14 protein-coding genes are annotated in these 16,335 nt (G+C 42.4%); all 14 read left to right on the forward strand.

Annotated elements, in window-relative coordinates; genetic code table 11:
- Positions 1-65: 65 nt before the first annotated feature.
- Positions 66-2,183: a polyribonucleotide nucleotidyltransferase gene (pnp, locus tag MKZ05_RS08250; RefSeq protein WP_003211098.1), complete on the forward strand. Its 2,118-nt coding sequence runs from the start codon at positions 66-68 to the stop codon at positions 2,181-2,183.
- A 174-nt stretch (positions 2,184-2,357) separates the two neighbouring features.
- Entirely contained in the window at positions 2,358-3,251 is an 894-nt protein-coding gene (locus MKZ05_RS08255) for a polysaccharide deacetylase family protein (protein ID WP_223250646.1), read from the forward strand.
- Positions 3,252-3,284: 33 nt separating this feature from the next.
- Positions 3,285-4,514 (forward strand): pitrilysin family protein, encoded by a 1,230-nt coding sequence (locus MKZ05_RS08260; RefSeq protein WP_212045871.1) that lies wholly within the window; start codon positions 3,285-3,287, stop codon positions 4,512-4,514.
- Positions 4,515-4,587: 73 nt separating this feature from the next.
- Positions 4,588-5,511, forward strand: coding sequence for an aminoglycoside phosphotransferase family protein (locus MKZ05_RS08265; protein WP_327840685.1), 924 nt, complete (start codon positions 4,588-4,590; stop codon positions 5,509-5,511).
- A gap of 70 nt (positions 5,512-5,581) precedes the next feature.
- Positions 5,582-5,854 carry a YlmC/YmxH family sporulation protein gene (locus MKZ05_RS08270; protein WP_012010001.1) on the forward strand — a complete coding sequence of 91 codons (273 nt, stop codon included), beginning with the start codon at positions 5,582-5,584 and terminating at the stop codon, positions 5,852-5,854.
- A 123-nt stretch (positions 5,855-5,977) separates the two neighbouring features.
- Positions 5,978-6,880, forward strand: a complete 903-nt coding sequence (gene dpaA, locus MKZ05_RS08275) for a dipicolinic acid synthetase subunit A (RefSeq protein ID WP_003212195.1) — start codon at positions 5,978-5,980, stop codon at positions 6,878-6,880.
- Positions 6,877-7,470, forward strand: a complete 594-nt coding sequence (gene dpaB / locus MKZ05_RS08280; protein WP_050945000.1) for a dipicolinate synthase subunit B — start codon at positions 6,877-6,879, stop codon at positions 7,468-7,470. Before dpaA ends, dpaB begins: the two co-directional genes overlap by 4 nt.
- Before the next feature lie 139 nt (positions 7,471-7,609).
- Complete coding sequence (gene asd, locus MKZ05_RS08285; RefSeq protein ID WP_003211715.1) at positions 7,610-8,629, forward strand: aspartate-semialdehyde dehydrogenase; 1,020 nt, start codon at positions 7,610-7,612, stop codon at positions 8,627-8,629.
- A gap of 92 nt (positions 8,630-8,721) precedes the next feature.
- Positions 8,722-9,936, forward strand: coding sequence for an aspartate kinase (dapG, locus tag MKZ05_RS08290; RefSeq protein ID WP_050944998.1), 1,215 nt, complete (start codon positions 8,722-8,724; stop codon positions 9,934-9,936).
- Between the two features lie 30 nt (positions 9,937-9,966).
- Positions 9,967-10,833, forward strand: coding sequence for a 4-hydroxy-tetrahydrodipicolinate synthase (gene dapA / locus MKZ05_RS08295; protein ID WP_003211660.1), 867 nt, complete (start codon positions 9,967-9,969; stop codon positions 10,831-10,833).
- Positions 10,834-11,004: 171 nt separating this feature from the next.
- Positions 11,005-12,672 (forward strand): ribonuclease J2, encoded by a 1,668-nt coding sequence (gene rnjB / locus MKZ05_RS08300; protein WP_003212233.1) that lies wholly within the window; start codon positions 11,005-11,007, stop codon positions 12,670-12,672.
- Between the two features lie 119 nt (positions 12,673-12,791).
- Entirely contained in the window at positions 12,792-13,520 is a 729-nt protein-coding gene (locus tag MKZ05_RS08305; RefSeq protein ID WP_003212436.1) for a ClpP family protease, read from the forward strand.
- Complete coding sequence (locus tag MKZ05_RS08310; protein ID WP_003211099.1) at positions 13,517-13,753, forward strand: YlzJ-like family protein; 237 nt, start codon at positions 13,517-13,519, stop codon at positions 13,751-13,753. Before MKZ05_RS08305 ends, MKZ05_RS08310 begins: the two co-directional genes overlap by 4 nt.
- Positions 13,754-13,863: 110 nt before the next feature.
- Positions 13,864-16,236 carry a DNA translocase FtsK gene (locus MKZ05_RS08315; RefSeq protein WP_339162141.1) on the forward strand — a complete coding sequence of 791 codons (2,373 nt, stop codon included), beginning with the start codon at positions 13,864-13,866 and terminating at the stop codon, positions 16,234-16,236.
- Positions 16,237-16,335: the final 99 nt, after the last annotated feature.

Consider the following 16,335-nt stretch of genomic DNA (forward strand, 5'->3'; position numbering starts at 1 on the left):
AAAATCATTTTGTTCATAATAAGAATTAACTAAAATTTCAAGATAAGAGAGGAGTTTTTCTCAGAATGGGACAAGAGAAACATGTCTTCACCATAGACTGGGCTGGACGTCAACTGACAGTTGAAACTGGCCAGCTTGCAAAGCAAGCAAACGGAGCGGTCCTCGTACGCTACGGAGATACAGCTGTGCTTAGCTCAGCAACAGCTTCTAAAGAACCAAAACCACTTGATTTCTTCCCGCTCACTGTGAACTACGAAGAAAGATTATACGCAGTAGGTAAAATTCCTGGTGGCTTCATTAAAAGAGAAGGCCGTCCAAGTGAAAAAGCGATCCTTGCGAGCCGCTTAATTGATAGACCAATCCGTCCATTATTTGCTGATGGATTTAGAAACGAAGTACAAGTTATTAGTATCGTCATGAGTGTGGATCAAGATTGTTCATCTGAAATGGCTGCAATGTTTGGCTCATCTTTAGCATTATGTGTGTCTGACATTCCATTTGAGGGACCAATCGCTGGCGTTACAGTAGGACGAGTTGATGGAAAGTTTATCATCAATCCAAATGTAGAACAGCTTGAACAAAGTGACATCAACCTTGTAGTCGCTGGAACAAAAGATGCGATCAACATGGTCGAAGCTGGTGCTGATGAAGTACCAGAAGAAACAATGCTTGAAGCTATCATGTATGGTCACCAAGAGATCAAACGTTTAATCGAATTCCAAGAGGAAATTGTCAAAGCAGTCGGTAAAGCAAAAATCGATATTCCTCTATATGAAGTAGATCAAACGTTAGCAGACGAAGTAAAAGCACTTGCTGAAACAGACCTGCTGAAAGCGATTCAAGTACATGAGAAGCATGCACGTGAAGATGCAATCAGTGCAGTGAAAAAAGCTGTGGTTGAGAAATTTGAAGAAGAAGATCGCGACGAAGCGACAATTAAACAAGCGAAAGACGTATTAAACAAGCTTGTCAAAAATGAAGTTCGTCGTCTGATCACTGAAGAGAAAGTACGTCCAGATGGACGTGGTGTAGATCAAATCCGTCCACTTTCTTCAGAAGTAGGACTTCTACCAAGAACGCACGGTTCAGGTCTATTTACAAGAGGACAAACACAGGCGCTCAGTATTTGTACATTAGGTGCACTTGGCGATGTGCAAATTCTTGACGGTCTAGGCGTTGAAGAATCAAAACGCTTCATGCACCATTACAACTTCCCTCAATTCAGTGTTGGTGAGACAGGGCCAATGCGTGGCCCAGGACGCCGTGAAATCGGACATGGAGCGCTAGGTGAACGGGCATTAGAACCAGTGATCCCATCTGAAAAAGATTTCCCTTATACGGTTCGCCTTGTGTCTGAGGTACTGGAATCAAACGGATCTACTTCACAAGCAAGTATTTGCGCAAGCACACTTGCGATGATGGATGCGGGTGTTCCAATTAAAGCACCAGTTGCAGGGATTGCAATGGGGCTTGTGAAATCCGGTGAATACTACACAGTGCTGACAGACATTCAAGGAATGGAAGATGCACTTGGTGATATGGACTTTAAAGTTGCAGGTACATCAAAAGGTGTAACAGCACTTCAAATGGATATCAAAATCGATGGTCTATCAAAAGACATTTTGGAAGAAGCGCTCCAACAAGCGAAAAAAGGAAGAATGGAAATCTTAGATAGCATGCTGTCAACGATTCCTGCTTCTAGAGGAGAATTGTCTCGTTATGCACCAAAAATCTTAACGATGAAAATCAATCCTGATAAAATTCGCGATGTCATTGGACCAAGCGGTAAACAAATCAATAAAATCATCGAAGATACTGGTGTGAAAATCGATATTGAACAAGATGGTACAATCTTTATCTCTTCTACAGAAGAAGACATGAACCAAAAAGCGAAGAAAATCATTGAAGATCTTGTGAGAGAAGTTGAAGTAGGACAACTTTACTTAGGTAAAGTAAAACGCATTGAAAAATTCGGTGCTTTCCTTGAAATCTTCAGCGGCAAAGATGGACTTGTTCATATTTCTGAGCTTGCGCTTGATCGTGTAGGCAAAGTAGAAGATGTCGTGAAGATTGGCGATGAATTACTTGTCAAAGTCACTGAAATCGATAAACAAGGCCGTGTGAACCTTTCTCGCAAAGCTGTTTTACGTGAAGAAAAGGAAAAAGAAGAAAAACAGTCTTAATGAAATATGTTAGAAGCCAGGTATCCGTACCAGGCTTCTTTCTTTTCTTGCGCTAACAATAGTTCTAGCTTGTTTCTCCCCATCATAATTTGTGGTAAAGGGGAGGGACAACCATTGAAAAAAACGTTACCATTCATTGTGTTTGTATTTTTACTGCTCGTGTCATATCAAACGATGAAGCAGCCGGCTGCTGTTACATATATTGAATCAATGAAAGAGCATGCTGAGGTTGCATCTGTTTCAAAAGATATTTTATATCAAGAGATTGAATCGAAGTCTTCTGACTATGAAGTGAAGGCGCAAAATGCTAAGATTGATAAAGTGTGGAAAAAGATGCCTGGTCTAAATGGACAGACGGTCAATATCGATGCCTCTTATGAAAAAATGAAAAAACAAGGGTCATTTGATGAAAAGCTGCTTGTTTTCAATGAAACAAAACCTTCTATTCATTTACATGAACTTGGTGCTGAACCCATTTACAAGGGACATCCAGATAAAAAAATGAATGCTTTCCTCATCAACGTGGCTTGGGGTGACGAGCATTTAATCAAGATGTTAAAGACACTGGAAAAGCATCAGGTCAAGGCGACCTTTTTCTTAGAGGGCAAATGGGTGAAAAAAAGCACGGATCTTGCTAAAAAGATCGTGGCAGATGGTCATGAAATTGGAAACCATTCATACAATCACCCAGATATGCGCACACTGACAAGAGAACGAGCATTAGAGCAGATTACCAAAACAAATCGTCAAATTGAAGAATCCCTTGGAAAAAAACCGAAGTGGTTCGCCCCTCCAAGCGGTAGCTTTAAAGAAGAAACAGTGAAGCTTGCCGCAGAAGAAGGAATGGAAACCATTATGTGGACGGTAGACACCATTGACTGGCAAAAACCGTCACCAAACGTACTACAAAAACGGGTGCTTGGAAAAATTCACAATGGGGCGATGATATTAATGCATCCAACAGATTCGACGGCGAAAAGTCTTGACGCACTTATCACTCAAATCAAGGAAAGAGGATATGAATTAGGAACGGTTTCTGACCTCCTAAGTGAAAAAAGACATCCGTGATCCGATCTGTTTGTTGAATAGGAGGAGCAAAACTTGGTCAAAACGTATACATGCCAAAACGGAGTAAGAATTGTACTTGAAAACAATCCCACTGTAAGATCTGTCGCAATTGGCGTCTGGATTGGAACGGGTTCTAGACATGAGACACCAGAAATTAATGGGATATCACACTTTCTAGAGCATATGTTCTTTAAAGGGACAAAGACGAGATCTGCACGTGATATCGCAGAATCCTTTGACCGCATCGGTGGTCAAGTAAATGCCTTTACGTCAAAAGAATACACTTGCTACTATGCAAAGGTGCTTGATTCACATGCCGGCTACGCCCTCGATGTATTAAGCGACATGTTCTTCCACTCTGCTTTTGATGAAGAAGAGCTGAAAAAAGAAAAAAATGTAGTATATGAAGAAATCAAAATGTATGAGGATACACCTGATGATATCGTTCACGATCTGTTGAGCAAAGCGATTTATGGTGATCATTCTTTAGGGTTCCCGATTTTAGGAACAGAAGAAACACTTTCTACCTTTAACGGTGACTCTCTTAGAGCTTATATGGATGAATTCTACACGCCGGACCGCGTCGTTATCTCTGTTGCAGGGAATGTGGATGACACATTCATTAGTGAAGTTGAAAAGTTGTTCGGTTCGTATGAAACGAAAGGAAAAAAACAGCCTGTAGAAGCGCCGCAATTTTACTATGACAAGCTCACACGCAAAAAGGAAACAGAGCAAGCGCATCTATGCATGGGCTTTAATGGCCTCCCAGCTGGAGACAAAGGCATCTATGACTTAATCGTCTTAAATAATGTTCTTGGGGGAAGCATGAGCAGCCGCTTATTTCAGGATGTAAGAGAAGACAAAGGCCTCGCCTATTCCGTTTTCAGCTATCACAGTTCATTTGCGGATAACGGCATGCTGACGATTTATGGCGGGACTGGAGCGAAGCAGTTAAACCTGCTCTCTGAAACCATCTTACAAACACTTGACGTCTTAAAGCGTGAGGGAATTACGCAAAAAGAGCTTGAAAACTCTAAGGAGCAAATGAAAGGGAACCTAATGCTCAGTCTTGAAAGCACAAACAGTAAGATGAGCCGAAACGGTAAAAATGAACTGCTCCTTGGCAAACATCGTACACTTGATGAAATTATTGAAGAAATCAATAAAGTCACATTAGACGGTGTGAATAACTTATCAAAACGAATCTTTACTGAGGATTATGCGCTCTCGCTTATTAGTCCTACGGGTGATCAGCCATCATAATGTAAACAACACGGCAGGCTTCTTATGAGGTCTGCCGTTTATTGTATATCAAGTAGAAAGGGGCACTGCTTACATGGAACGTGAAAAACTGAAACTCCTCTCTCCGCTTCTGACACAAGCCATCTCCTTTCAGCCGATGACATCTGGATTATCTGGAAACCGAACTTACCTCGTCACAACATCCTCAAGTGAAAAGCTGGTGCTCAAGCTATCAAATCTCAAAACGTATACTAATTTTAAAAGAAAAGCTTCAGTTCAGCAAAAGTTTAAAAATCGAGGGCTTCTATGTTCTGAAGTCATGGAGGTTGGAATGAATCCTGAACTTAACTGTACCTATCGTATTTTCTCTTTTATTGAAGGAGAGAACGCTAGAGCATCCATCCATCTGCTTACAAATGAAGAGCAGTATGAAATCGGAAGACGGGCAGGCAGAGAGCTGAATTTCATGCATACATGTCCCGCACCTTCTCATGTCGCGCCATGGGATGAGAGAGTCATGGCGAAACATGAACGGTATGTACATGCCTATCAATCAAGTGGAGTGACCTTTACGAAAGAGCAATTCGTATTAGATTTTATCAAATCACATGCTGATGCGGTAAAGGCGAGACCTAATCAATTCCAGCATGATGATTTTCATTTGGGGAATATCATCATACAAGAAGGTGAGTATGCCGGCGTCATTGATTTTGATCAATCTGACTGGGGTGACCCGGTTCATGATTTTTATAAATTGTCCTTATTTAGCCGAGAAAATAGTATTCCGTTTTCAGCAGGGCAACTGGATCACTATGTAAATACGCAGGTCACAGACGATTTTTGGCTTCTTTTTTCTATCTATACAGCAATGAGCTGCTTTTCTTCTATTGTCTGGACGCTTTCTTATGACACTGAACATGTACAAGATATGGTGAACCGAGTGGAGAGAATGCTGGCAGACCATGATCACTTTCATCAACTGAAACCAGCTTGGTATTCAAATTGGCACCATGCATAACTTGCAAAAGCGGGACGGTCTATTTCTTCTTGTGGCTGCATATATGATACGGAAGGGAAGTGATGCGATTTTGAGGCTAAGCGAGCTGTCAGGAAAAGAGATCGTTGATATCAAAAGAGCGGAGCGGCTTGGCGTGCTTGGACAAACCGACCTTGAAATCAATGAACAGGACGGTCAAATCACAGCACTCATCATACCTTCCGTGAAGTGGTTTGGCTTTCGAAAGCAAGGAAATGACATCCGCGTCCCGTGGAATCACATTCAAAAAATAGGATCAGATATGATCATTCTCGATGTGCCTGAAGCACTTCAGCCGCCCGGGGAAAAAGAGCATCCATCATAAATGGGTGCTCTTTTTCTTTTCTCTCTTCGATTTGTTCACAGGCTGAATCCTCTCCTCATATGCTAAAAGGGAGATTCAGAAAATATTACAGACTTTTTTAAATAAAGAAGGTGAACGGTCAGTATGTTGAGCGGTTTAACGGTTGCGGTGATCGGGGGAGATGCAAGGCAGCTTGAAATTATTCGCAAGCTGTCACAGCAGCATGCCAAAGTGTTTTTGGTTGGATTTGATCAGCTGGATCACGGATTTATTGGGGCTGAAAAGCTAAAAATGTCAGAACTTCCATTCGAACAGGTAGACAGTATGATCCTGCCAGTATCAGGGGCAACGGATGAAGGTGTTGTCGCGACAGTTTTCTCAAATGAACAGGTGTTACTAGAAGCAACATATTTAGAAAGAACCCCTGCCCATTGTACCCTGTACTCAGGTATTTCTAATACGTACTTAGACAATCTGGCAAAGCAGGTGAACCGAAAACTTGTGAAGCTGTTTGAGCGAGATGATATTGCCATATATAACTCTATTCCAACAGTTGAAGGGATTATCATGATGGCCATTCAGCAAACGGATTATACGATTCATGGATCACGTGTCGCTGTTCTTGGGCTCGGAAGAACAGGACTCACCATTGCCCGCACATTTCGGGCACTCGGTGCGGACGTAAAAGTAGGGGCAGCAGATACAGCGCATTTAGCGCGGGCATTTGAAATGGGACTCGATCCATTTTCAATGGACCGTTTAAAAGAAGAAGTAACCGATGTAGATATCATCATCAATACCATTCCAAGCCTTGTATTAGATTCATCTGTCATCGTCAGCATGACACCAAAGACACTCATTTTGGATATCGCCTCCCGCCCAGGAGGAACAGACTTTGACTTTGCACAAAAACACGGGGTGAAGGCGCTTCTTGCACCAGGACTCCCAGGGATTGTCGCACCAAAGACAGCAGGGCAAATCATTGCAAAAGTGCTTTCTGGGCTCTTATGTGAACTTGCAGAGGAAAAAAGGGGGATGGAATCATGACAACATTAAAAGGGAAAAGAATCGGCTTTGGCTTAACTGGTTCCCACTGTACGTACGAAGCTGTTTATCCGCAGATCGAAGCACTTGTAAAAGAAGGAGCAGAAGTGCGTCCAGTGGTGTCATATACGGTCCAGAACACGAATACAAGATTCGGAGATGGGGCGGACTGGATTGAGCGGATCGAGAAGCTGACTGGCTTTAAGGCGATTGACTCAATCGTGAAAGCAGAGCCGCTCGGACCTAAGCTGCCACTTGATTGTATGGTCATTGCTCCATTAACAGGGAACTCGATGGCGAAATTCGCAAATGCCATGACAGACAGCCCTGTTTTAATGGCGGCAAAAGCAACCATTCGAAATCATCGTCCTGTCGTTTTAGGAATTTCAACAAATGATGCGCTAGGCTTAAATGGTACAAATCTGATGAGGCTGATGTCGACAAAAAATATTTTCTTTATTCCATTTGGCCAGGATGATCCATTTAAAAAACCGACCTCCATGGTCGCGAACATGGATTTGCTTTCTCAAACAGTAGAAGAGGCACTTCAGCATAGACAAATTCAGCCAATTTTAATTGGACCAAGCGAATAATAGATTCACTAGAAAATCATGAAAGATTCAAAAAAGATGCTTCAAGCCTTGCTTTTCTATGGTAAAATAAAATGTAAAAAGTCATAGGATGGCCATCCGAAAGAAAAGAATCATGGATGGGTCGGAAGGAGTTTTACTGATGGGAAGAGGATTGCATGTAGCTGTAGTTGGAGCGACTGGAGCTGTCGGTCAACAAATGTTAAAAACACTAGCTGACAGAGATTTTGAAATGGATACACTGACTCTACTATCCTCAAAACGTTCTGCTGGAACAAAAGTGACATTCAGAGGTCAAGAGTATACTGTACAGGAAGCAACACCTGAAAGCTTTGAAGGAGTAAGTATTGCATTATTCAGTGCTGGAGGAAATGTTTCCAAGGCGCTAGCTCCTGAAGCAGTCAAACGAGGTGCGATTGTTGTAGACAACACAAGTGCTTTCCGTATGGACGAAAACATCCCTCTTGTCGTACCAGAGGTAAACGAAAAAGACTTGCATGACCATAAAGGAATCATTGCAAACCCTAACTGTTCAACGATTCAAATGGTAGCGGCATTAGAACCGCTTCGTCAGGCGTATGGCATGAAAAAAGTCATCGTGTCCACTTACCAAGCCGTATCAGGTGCAGGACATGAAGCCATTGACGAGCTATATAGCCAATCACAAGCCATTTTAAATAAAGAAGATGTGAAGCCGGAAGTCATGCCTTATCAAATTGCATTTAATGCGATTCCGCAAATTGATAAATTCCAAGACAATGGCTATACATTTGAAGAAATGAAAATGATCAACGAAACGAAAAAAATCATGCATATGCCAGAGCTGGAAGTAGCGGCAACATGTGTGAGACTTCCAATTGAAACAGGACATTCAGAATCTGTTTACGTCGAACTAGAATCAAACGACGCAACAGTTGAAGACGTCAAGTCCATTCTAAAAGATGCTCCAGGCATTACACTGCAAGATGATCCGTCTCAGCAAATTTATCCAATGCCTGCAGATGCTGTTGGGAAAAACGACGTATTTGTCGGCCGCATTCGGAAAGATTTGGACCGTCCAAACGGGTTCCATATGTGGATTGTATCTGATAACCTGCTAAAAGGCGCTGCATGGAACTCCGTTCAAATTGCAGAAAGCTTAAAAGCATTAAAATTAGTTTAACATTCAATGGATGATGAGGACGAACAGAAGAGAGTTAGGCATCTTTCGCCTGCTCTCTTCTGTTACGTCAGAATGAACTTGGAGTGAAAACAGTGAAAATAATTGTCCAAAAATTTGGCGGTACATCTGTCAAAGATGATCAAGGTAGACAAAGGGCACTTGCACATATCTTATCGGCAAAAGAGAAAGGCTATAAGTCGGTTGTCGTCGTATCCGCAATGGGACGAAAAGGCGATCCTTATGCGACAGATACGCTGCTTGGTCTGCTTTACGGCAGCGCGCAGCATATGACAAATCGAGAAAAAGACTTGCTCGTTTCCTGCGGAGAGAATATTTCAGCTGTTGTGTTTTCAAGCATGCTGAATGAAAACGGGCTAAAAGCTGTAGCGATGACAGGCGCACAGGCTGGCTTTGTGACAGATAAGGAACATACGAGTGCGAAAATTATTGATATGAAGTGCGAACGTCTCGAGGCGGCACTATCTGAACATGATGTTGTCGTTGTTGCTGGGTTCCAAGGAGCCGCGAAAAATGGAGACGTGACCACAATTGGACGAGGCGGCAGTGATACGTCCGCAGCTGCTTTAGGTGCCGCATTACAGGCAGATTTTATTGATATTTTTACAGATGTAGAAGGCGTCATGACGGCAGATCCCCGCATTGTTGAAAATGCAAAGCCGCTCAGAGTCGTGACATATACAGAAATTTGCAACCTTGCATATCAAGGAGCAAAAGTCATTCACCCGAGAGCTGTCGAAATTGCGATGCAAGCAAAAGTACCAATGAGGGTCCGTTCAACATACTCTGATGAAGAGGGCACACTCGTCACGTCACACTACTCAGATAAAATGAGCCATGATGTGTACGACCGCCTCATTACGGGTATTGCACATGTCAATGATGTGACGCAAATCAAAGTCCCGGCAAAAGAAGGGCAATACAGCGTCCAAACAGAGGTCTTTAAAGCAATGGCTAATGCACAAATCAGTGTTGATTTCTTCAATATTACACCGAGTGAGATTGTGTATACCGTGACAGGTGCAATGACTGAAAAGGCAACCTCGATCCTAAAAGATCTTGGTTATACGCCAATTGTCACAACAAATTGTGCGAAAGTATCAGCTGTTGGCGCAGGCATCATGGGTGTACCAGGTGTCACATCAAAAATTGTATCGGCTCTATCCGAGCAAAACATTCCGATTTTACAATCGGCTGACAGCCATACGACCATTTGGGTGCTAGTGAACGAAGAAAACATGAGAGCGGCTGTCAATGCCCTGCACGAAGTGTTTGAACTTTCAAGATAAATGTGATTGAATCATGATGAGGTGAAAAAAATGAATTTCGGAAATATCGCAACAGCTATGATTACACCTTTTGATAAAAAGGGCAACATTGATTTCCAAAAGCTATCAATTCTCATTGATTACTTGTTAAAAAACGGCAGTGACTCATTAGTCGTTGCAGGGACAACAGGCGAATCGCCAACTTTATCGACTGAGGAAAAAGTCGCTCTTTTTCAGCAATCGGTAAAATTAGCAAATGGTCGTTGTAAAATCATTGCAGGAACAGGCAGTAATAATACAAATGCGTCTATCAAACTAACGAAAAAAGCAGAAGAAGCGGGCGTTGATGCAGTGATGCTTGTCGTACCTTACTACAACAAGCCATCACAGGAAGGCATGTATGCACACTTTAAAGCCATTGCCGAGTCTACATCTCTTCCTGTCATGCTTTACAATGTACCAGGGAGAACGGCTGCGTCATTAGCCCCAGAAACAACCATTAAGCTTGCGCAAATACCTAACATTGTCGCAATCAAAGAAGCAAGTGGTGATCTTGATGCCATGACAAAAATCATTGCAGAGACACCAGAGGATTTCGATGTTTATTCAGGTGACGACAGCTTAACACTTCCAGCTGTATCTGTTGGTGCAAAAGGAGTAGTCTCTGTGGCGTCTCATATCGTAGGGCTTGATATGCAGCAAATGCTGAAAAGCTATGCTTCAGGTCAAACGGCCAATGCCGCATTGATCCATCAAAAGCTGCTTCCAATCATGAAACAGCTATTCTCAGCGCCAAATCCAACGCCTGTCAAAACAGCTCTTCAGCTGAAAGGACTAGATGTCGGATCGGTTCGTCTTCCGCTTCTACCTTTGTCAGAAGAAGAGAGACTGGATTTAAGTAGCGTCTTAAACAGCTGATCAAAACAAAAGATTTCGTAAGCGGTCATTCTCAGATGTCCCTGAGTATGACCGTTTTTTATACATAAACACTTTCTTAAAATGTGACTTCATCTTGTTTTCTAAAATTAGATTCAGTTATAATAGCATTAAGCGATGATGGACGGGCTTGAGACTAGGAGGATAAGAATTTTGAAAAAGAAAAATACAGAGAACGTAAGAATTATTGCACTTGGAGGCGTTGGAGAAATCGGGAAAAACTTATATGTCATTGAAATTGATTCGGACATATATGTGGTAGATGCAGGCTTGATGCATCCAGAAAACGAAATGCTAGGCATTGACGTTGTCATTCCTGATATCTCTTATTTAACAGAACGTGCTGATCGGGTGAAAGCAATTTTTCTTACCCACGGACATGATGAAGCAATCGGAGGCGTATTCCATTGCTTAAGCAAATTGTCTGTACCAGTTTACGGAACGAAGCTGACCCTTGCGTTACTTCGAGAAAAATTAAAACAGTATGGCTTCAATCAAAAAGCTGATTTGCGTGAGGTACATGCAAAATCAGTCATTACGTTTGAAACAACAAAGGTATCATTTTTTAGAACGAATCACAGCATCCCTGATTCAGTTGGGATCAGCTTCAAAACCTCTCTTGGTTCAATCGTATGCACAGGTGATTTTAAATTTGATCAAACCCCAGCGCTTAACCAAGCCTGTGACATCGGAGAGATTGCGAAAATTGGAAACAATGGCGTTTTAGCACTTCTTTCAGACAGTGCCAATGCTGAAAAACCAGGCTATACACCTTCTGAGGCGCTCGTCCAAGACGAAATCTCAAATGCGATGTACAATGCTGAAAATCGTGTCATTGTGGCTGTATCTTCATCTAACATTAACCGAGTGCAGCAGATCATTAATGCAACAAATCAAAATGGCCGTAAGCTTGCCGTAGCAGGAAAGAATATGATGACGACTCTTCAGCTGGCGATCAAACTTGGTTATGTCACAGCAGACGAAGAATTATTTGTACCAGTTCAAGAAGTGAAGAAAATGGCGAAAAACGATGTGGTCGTCCTGACAGCTGGTAGCCACGGAGAGCCTTTAGCTGCGTTAACAAAAATGGCGAAACAAAATCACAAACAGCTTCATATTGAAAAAGATGACACGGTTGTGATTGCATCTACACCTCTTCCTGGACAAGAACTTACCTATTCAAAAACAGTGGATTTCCTTACAAGAAGCGGCGCACAAGTCATTTTTGCACAAAAACGTGTGCATGTTTCTGGACATGGCTGCCAAGAAGAGTTAAAGCTCATGCTGAACTTACTAAAGCCAAAGTATTTAATTCCGGTGAATGGCGAATATCGTATGCAAAAAGCACATTCTCGTGTTGCTGAAGAAGTGGGAATGAAACGAAGTGACATTTTCTTGATTGATAAAGGGGATGTTGTGGAGTTTAGAGGACAGAACGTCAAGATTGGTGAAAAAGTTCACCAAGGCAATATTTTGATCGATGGTCTTGGTGTTGGTGATATCGGGAACATTGTGTTACGCGATAGACGCCTATTGTCTCAAGATGGTATCTTAATTGTCGTCATTACGCTCGATAAACAAAAGAAACAATTAATTTCTGGACCTGAAATCATCACAAGAGGATTTGTGTATGTAAGAGAATCTGAAGAGCTGATTGTGAAAGCGACAGAAATGGTCAAAGGGATTGTCAAAGAGCAAACGGAAAACTCAATTGTTGAATGGTCAACATTGAAACAATCCATGCGTGACGTACTCAATCAATTCCTATATGAAAAAACAAAACGTAAGCCGATGATCATTCCGATTATTATGGAAGTATGATGAGAAAGCCCAAGGAGCATAAGCTCTTTGGGCTTTTTTGATGTGGTGCGAGGAATGCGGATTGAATATGGCCTTCTTGTTCATAATAGGAGGAGAGTTTGAGGAAAGGATGGAGACAAATGGACGAAAAAAATGAACAGCAGCCTGAGCGAAAGCCAGAAGAAAAAGACAGCATTATGAGCAAAATACAGCAGCTTGGTGAAACAGCCATACCACAGCTGCCGCAAGATACAAATATCCATTGCCTCACCATTATTGGACAAATTGAAGGGCACATGCAGCTTCCGCCACAAAATAAAACAACCAAATACGAGCATGTCATACCGCAAATCGTAGCAGTAGAGCAAAACCCAAAAATTGAAGGGCTTTTGATCATCTTAAATACAGTAGGCGGCGATGTTGAAGCAGGGCTAGCGATTGCAGAAATGCTTGCGTCTTTATCAAAACCGACTGTATCGATTGTACTTGGCGGCGGCCACTCCATTGGTGTCCCGATTGCTGTATCGTGTGACTATTCCTATATTGCGGAAACAGCCACGATGACCATTCATCCTGTGCGTTTAACTGGTCTTGTGATCGGTGTCCCGCAAACCTTTGAATACTTAGATAAAATGCAGGAAAGAGTCATTAACTTTGTGACAAGCCACTCCAATATTACAGAAGAGAAGTTCAAAGAGCTCATGTTCTCAAAAGGCAATTTGACAAGAGACATTGGAACAAATGTTGTTGGTCATGAAGCGGCAGAATACGGTCTCATGAATGAAGTAGGCGGTGTAGGACAAGCGATTAAAAAGTTGAACGAGCTGATTGGAGAAAGGGCATCTCAAAACGAGGGGCTGATCCAATGATTTTATACACACCTATGCCATATGAAGCCATTTACGCAGAGGAACAAGGAGACCGTAAACTTCAGCAGGTAAACATCCAAGGCGTGCCAGTTATGGTTGAAATGAAAGAGGATGAAGCAGAAATCGTTCAAGTCATGAGCACCAATCCAATGGACTTTTTGAATCAAGAGCTTGCACCAGGCAAGCGATTGAAGTTACAATTAGGCTCCAATCAAACCGACTCATATGAATGATTCTATGCTATAATAAAGGGAAAACTTACAACAAGATGCAGCCAAAACCAGGCTGCTTTCTTTCTGATCTTTCGGTAGGTTATATTTTCTTTCGTAGTAAGGTGATGAGTATGGCTAAAAAGAGAAAACGGAAAACGAGAAAAAAACAAAATAAACAGCTAAAACTGAAATATGAATTAAATGGGTTAGTCTGTATTGCCATAGCGATCATCGCCATTTTACAGCTAGGCGTCGTTGGACAAACCTTCGTACATTTATTCCGATTCTTTGCAGGTGAATGGTTCATTCTCTGCCTTATCGGATTATTTCTTTTTGGCGTGACCATTTTCTGGAAAAAACAAATCCCAGATATGTTGACAAGAAGAAAAGCAGGTCTATACTGCATCATTGCGAGTATCTTGCTTTTGTCTCATGTGAAGCTCTTTCAGCACCTTTCATCTGCGGGTGCGATAGGCTCTCAAAGTGTGATCAGAAATACATCTGAGCTTTTCTTGATGGACATGAAAGGTGAGACGGGGTCGCCTGATTTAGGAGGCGGCATGATCGGTGCCGTATTATTTGCTGCTTCTTATTTCTTATTTGCACAAGCAGGCTCTCAAATCATGGCAATCGTTCTGATGCTGATTGGAATTGTGCTGATTACAAATCGATCTCTTCAAGAAATGGTGAAAAAAGTGACGCTGCCTGTCTCGCAATTTATGGTGAAGCAGTGGAAAGCGTTTGTTGAAGATATGAAAGGAATCAGGCAGGCGAAAAAGAGCGCGCCCTCTCAGAAAACGGCCCAAAAGAAAAAACGGTCTCGTATTCAAGAAGAGGACGAAGATGATCAGATCATAATGGAAGAGGAAGCGCCAGTGCCTGACAATAGTCAGCCGATTATCTCAAGCTTTGCTGACAGAGATGACATTCTCACCCCGCTCGTTCAAAAAGAGCAGGCGGCAAAAGAGACTTCGCCTCTTCAAGATTCTGTGCAAAGTACGCCGGCTCGATCAGATTCAGCTGATGAACCAAAAGAGGCGCCGCCGATGACGTTTACGGAACTTGAAAACAAAGATTACGAATTGCCATCACTGGATATTTTGGCAGAGCCGCAGCACTCAGGACAGCAAACAGACAAGAAGAATATATATGAAAATGCAAGAAAGCTTGAAAAAACGTTTCAAAGCTTCGGCGTCAAAGCAAAAGTCACACAGGTTCACTTAGGACCGGCTGTTACCAAATATGAAGTCTATCCAGATGTTGGCGTGAAGGTAAGTAAGATCGTCAATCTAAGTGATGACTTAGCTCTTGCTCTCGCCGCAAAAGATATTCGGATTGAGGCGCCGATTCCTGGGAAATCAGCCATCGGTATTGAGGTTCCTAATGCAGAAATTGCGATGGTTTCTTTAAAAGAGGTATTAGAATCGAAGCAAAATGACCGTCCAAATGCGAAGCTGCTGATTGGACTAGGCCGCAATATTTCGGGTGAAGCCGTGCTCGCTGAAATGAACAAAATGCCGCATTTACTTGTAGCAGGATCGACAGGAAGCGGAAAAAGTGTGTGTATCAATGGCATTATCACAAGTATTCTCATGAGAGCGAAACCTCATGAAGTGAAAATGATGATGATTGATCCGAAAATGGTTGAACTAAATGTGTATAATGGCATTCCGCATCTGCTCGCTCCCGTTGTAACGGACCCTAAGAAAGCCTCACAGGCACTGAAAAAAGTCGTCAGTGAAATGGAACGCCGCTATGAATTATTTTCTCATACGGGGACAAGAAATATTGAAGGGTACAATGATTACATTAAACGAATGAATCAATCAGAAGAGGCGAAACAGCCAGAACTTCCTTATATTGTCGTCATTGTAGACGAGCTTGCAGATTTAATGATGGTCGCTTCCTCAGATGTGGAAGATTCTATTACAAGACTTTCGCAAATGGCTCGAGCAGCCGGGATTCATTTAATTATTGCCACACAAAGACCTTCTGTCGATGTCATTACAGGTGTCATTAAAGCCAACATCCCATCTCGCATCGCCTTTAGCGTGTCCTCGCAAACCGATTCAAGGACGATCCTTGATATGGGGGGCGCAGAAAAACTGCTCGGCAGAGGGGACATGCTGTTTCTGCCAGTTGGAGCAAACAAACCGGTTCGTGTGCAGGGCGCCTTTTTATCAGATGAAGAAGTAGAGCATGTCGTTGACCATGTGATCACTCAGCAAAAAGCGCAATATCAAGAAGAAATGATTCCAACTGAAGAAACGCAGGATCAGCTTACAGCTGTGGATGACGATTTATATGATGAAGCAGTGGAACTCATCATCGGCATGCAGACGGCTTCTGTCTCTATGCTTCAAAGAAGATTCCGCATCGGCTATACCCGGGCCGCCCGCCTGATTGACGCAATGGAAGAGCGAGGCGTTGTCGGTCCTTATGAAGGAAGTAAACCGAGAGAAGTCCTGCTTTCAAAAGAACAATATGACGAGCTCTCTTCATAAATCGAAGAGAGCTTTCTAAAAAAGAAGTGAACGATAGTATGATTATGTTAACTGGAAGTCAGACTATTTATTTATTTGCAAAAACATGATATAGTTATG

The sequence above is a fragment of the Bacillus sp. FSL M8-0277 genome (assembly GCF_037975305.1).
In the GTDB taxonomy this organism is placed as follows: Bacteria; Bacillota; Bacilli; order Bacillales; family Bacillaceae; genus Bacillus; species Bacillus pumilus.

Excerpts from the sequence above, each read along its gene's own strand:
- dapA (WP_003211660.1), top strand. The coding sequence starts at position 9,967 with ATGAATTTCGGAAATATCGCAACAGCTATGATTACACCTTTTGATAAA.
- MKZ05_RS08310 (WP_003211099.1), top strand. The coding sequence starts at position 13,517 with ATGATTTTATACACACCTATGCCATATGAAGCCATTTACGCAGAGGAA.
- MKZ05_RS08255 (WP_223250646.1), top strand. The coding sequence starts at position 2,358 with ATGAAGCAGCCGGCTGCTGTTACATATATTGAATCAATGAAAGAGCAT.
- pnp (WP_003211098.1), top strand. The coding sequence starts at position 66 with ATGGGACAAGAGAAACATGTCTTCACCATAGACTGGGCTGGACGTCAA.
- MKZ05_RS08315 (WP_339162141.1), top strand. The coding sequence starts at position 13,864 with ATGGCTAAAAAGAGAAAACGGAAAACGAGAAAAAAACAAAATAAACAG.
- dpaB (WP_050945000.1), top strand. The coding sequence starts at position 6,877 with ATGACAACATTAAAAGGGAAAAGAATCGGCTTTGGCTTAACTGGTTCC.
- dpaA (WP_003212195.1), top strand. The coding sequence starts at position 5,978 with ATGTTGAGCGGTTTAACGGTTGCGGTGATCGGGGGAGATGCAAGGCAG.
- MKZ05_RS08265 (WP_327840685.1), top strand. The coding sequence starts at position 4,588 with ATGGAACGTGAAAAACTGAAACTCCTCTCTCCGCTTCTGACACAAGCC.
- MKZ05_RS08305 (WP_003212436.1), top strand. The coding sequence starts at position 12,792 with ATGGACGAAAAAAATGAACAGCAGCCTGAGCGAAAGCCAGAAGAAAAA.
- asd (WP_003211715.1), top strand. The coding sequence starts at position 7,610 with ATGGGAAGAGGATTGCATGTAGCTGTAGTTGGAGCGACTGGAGCTGTC.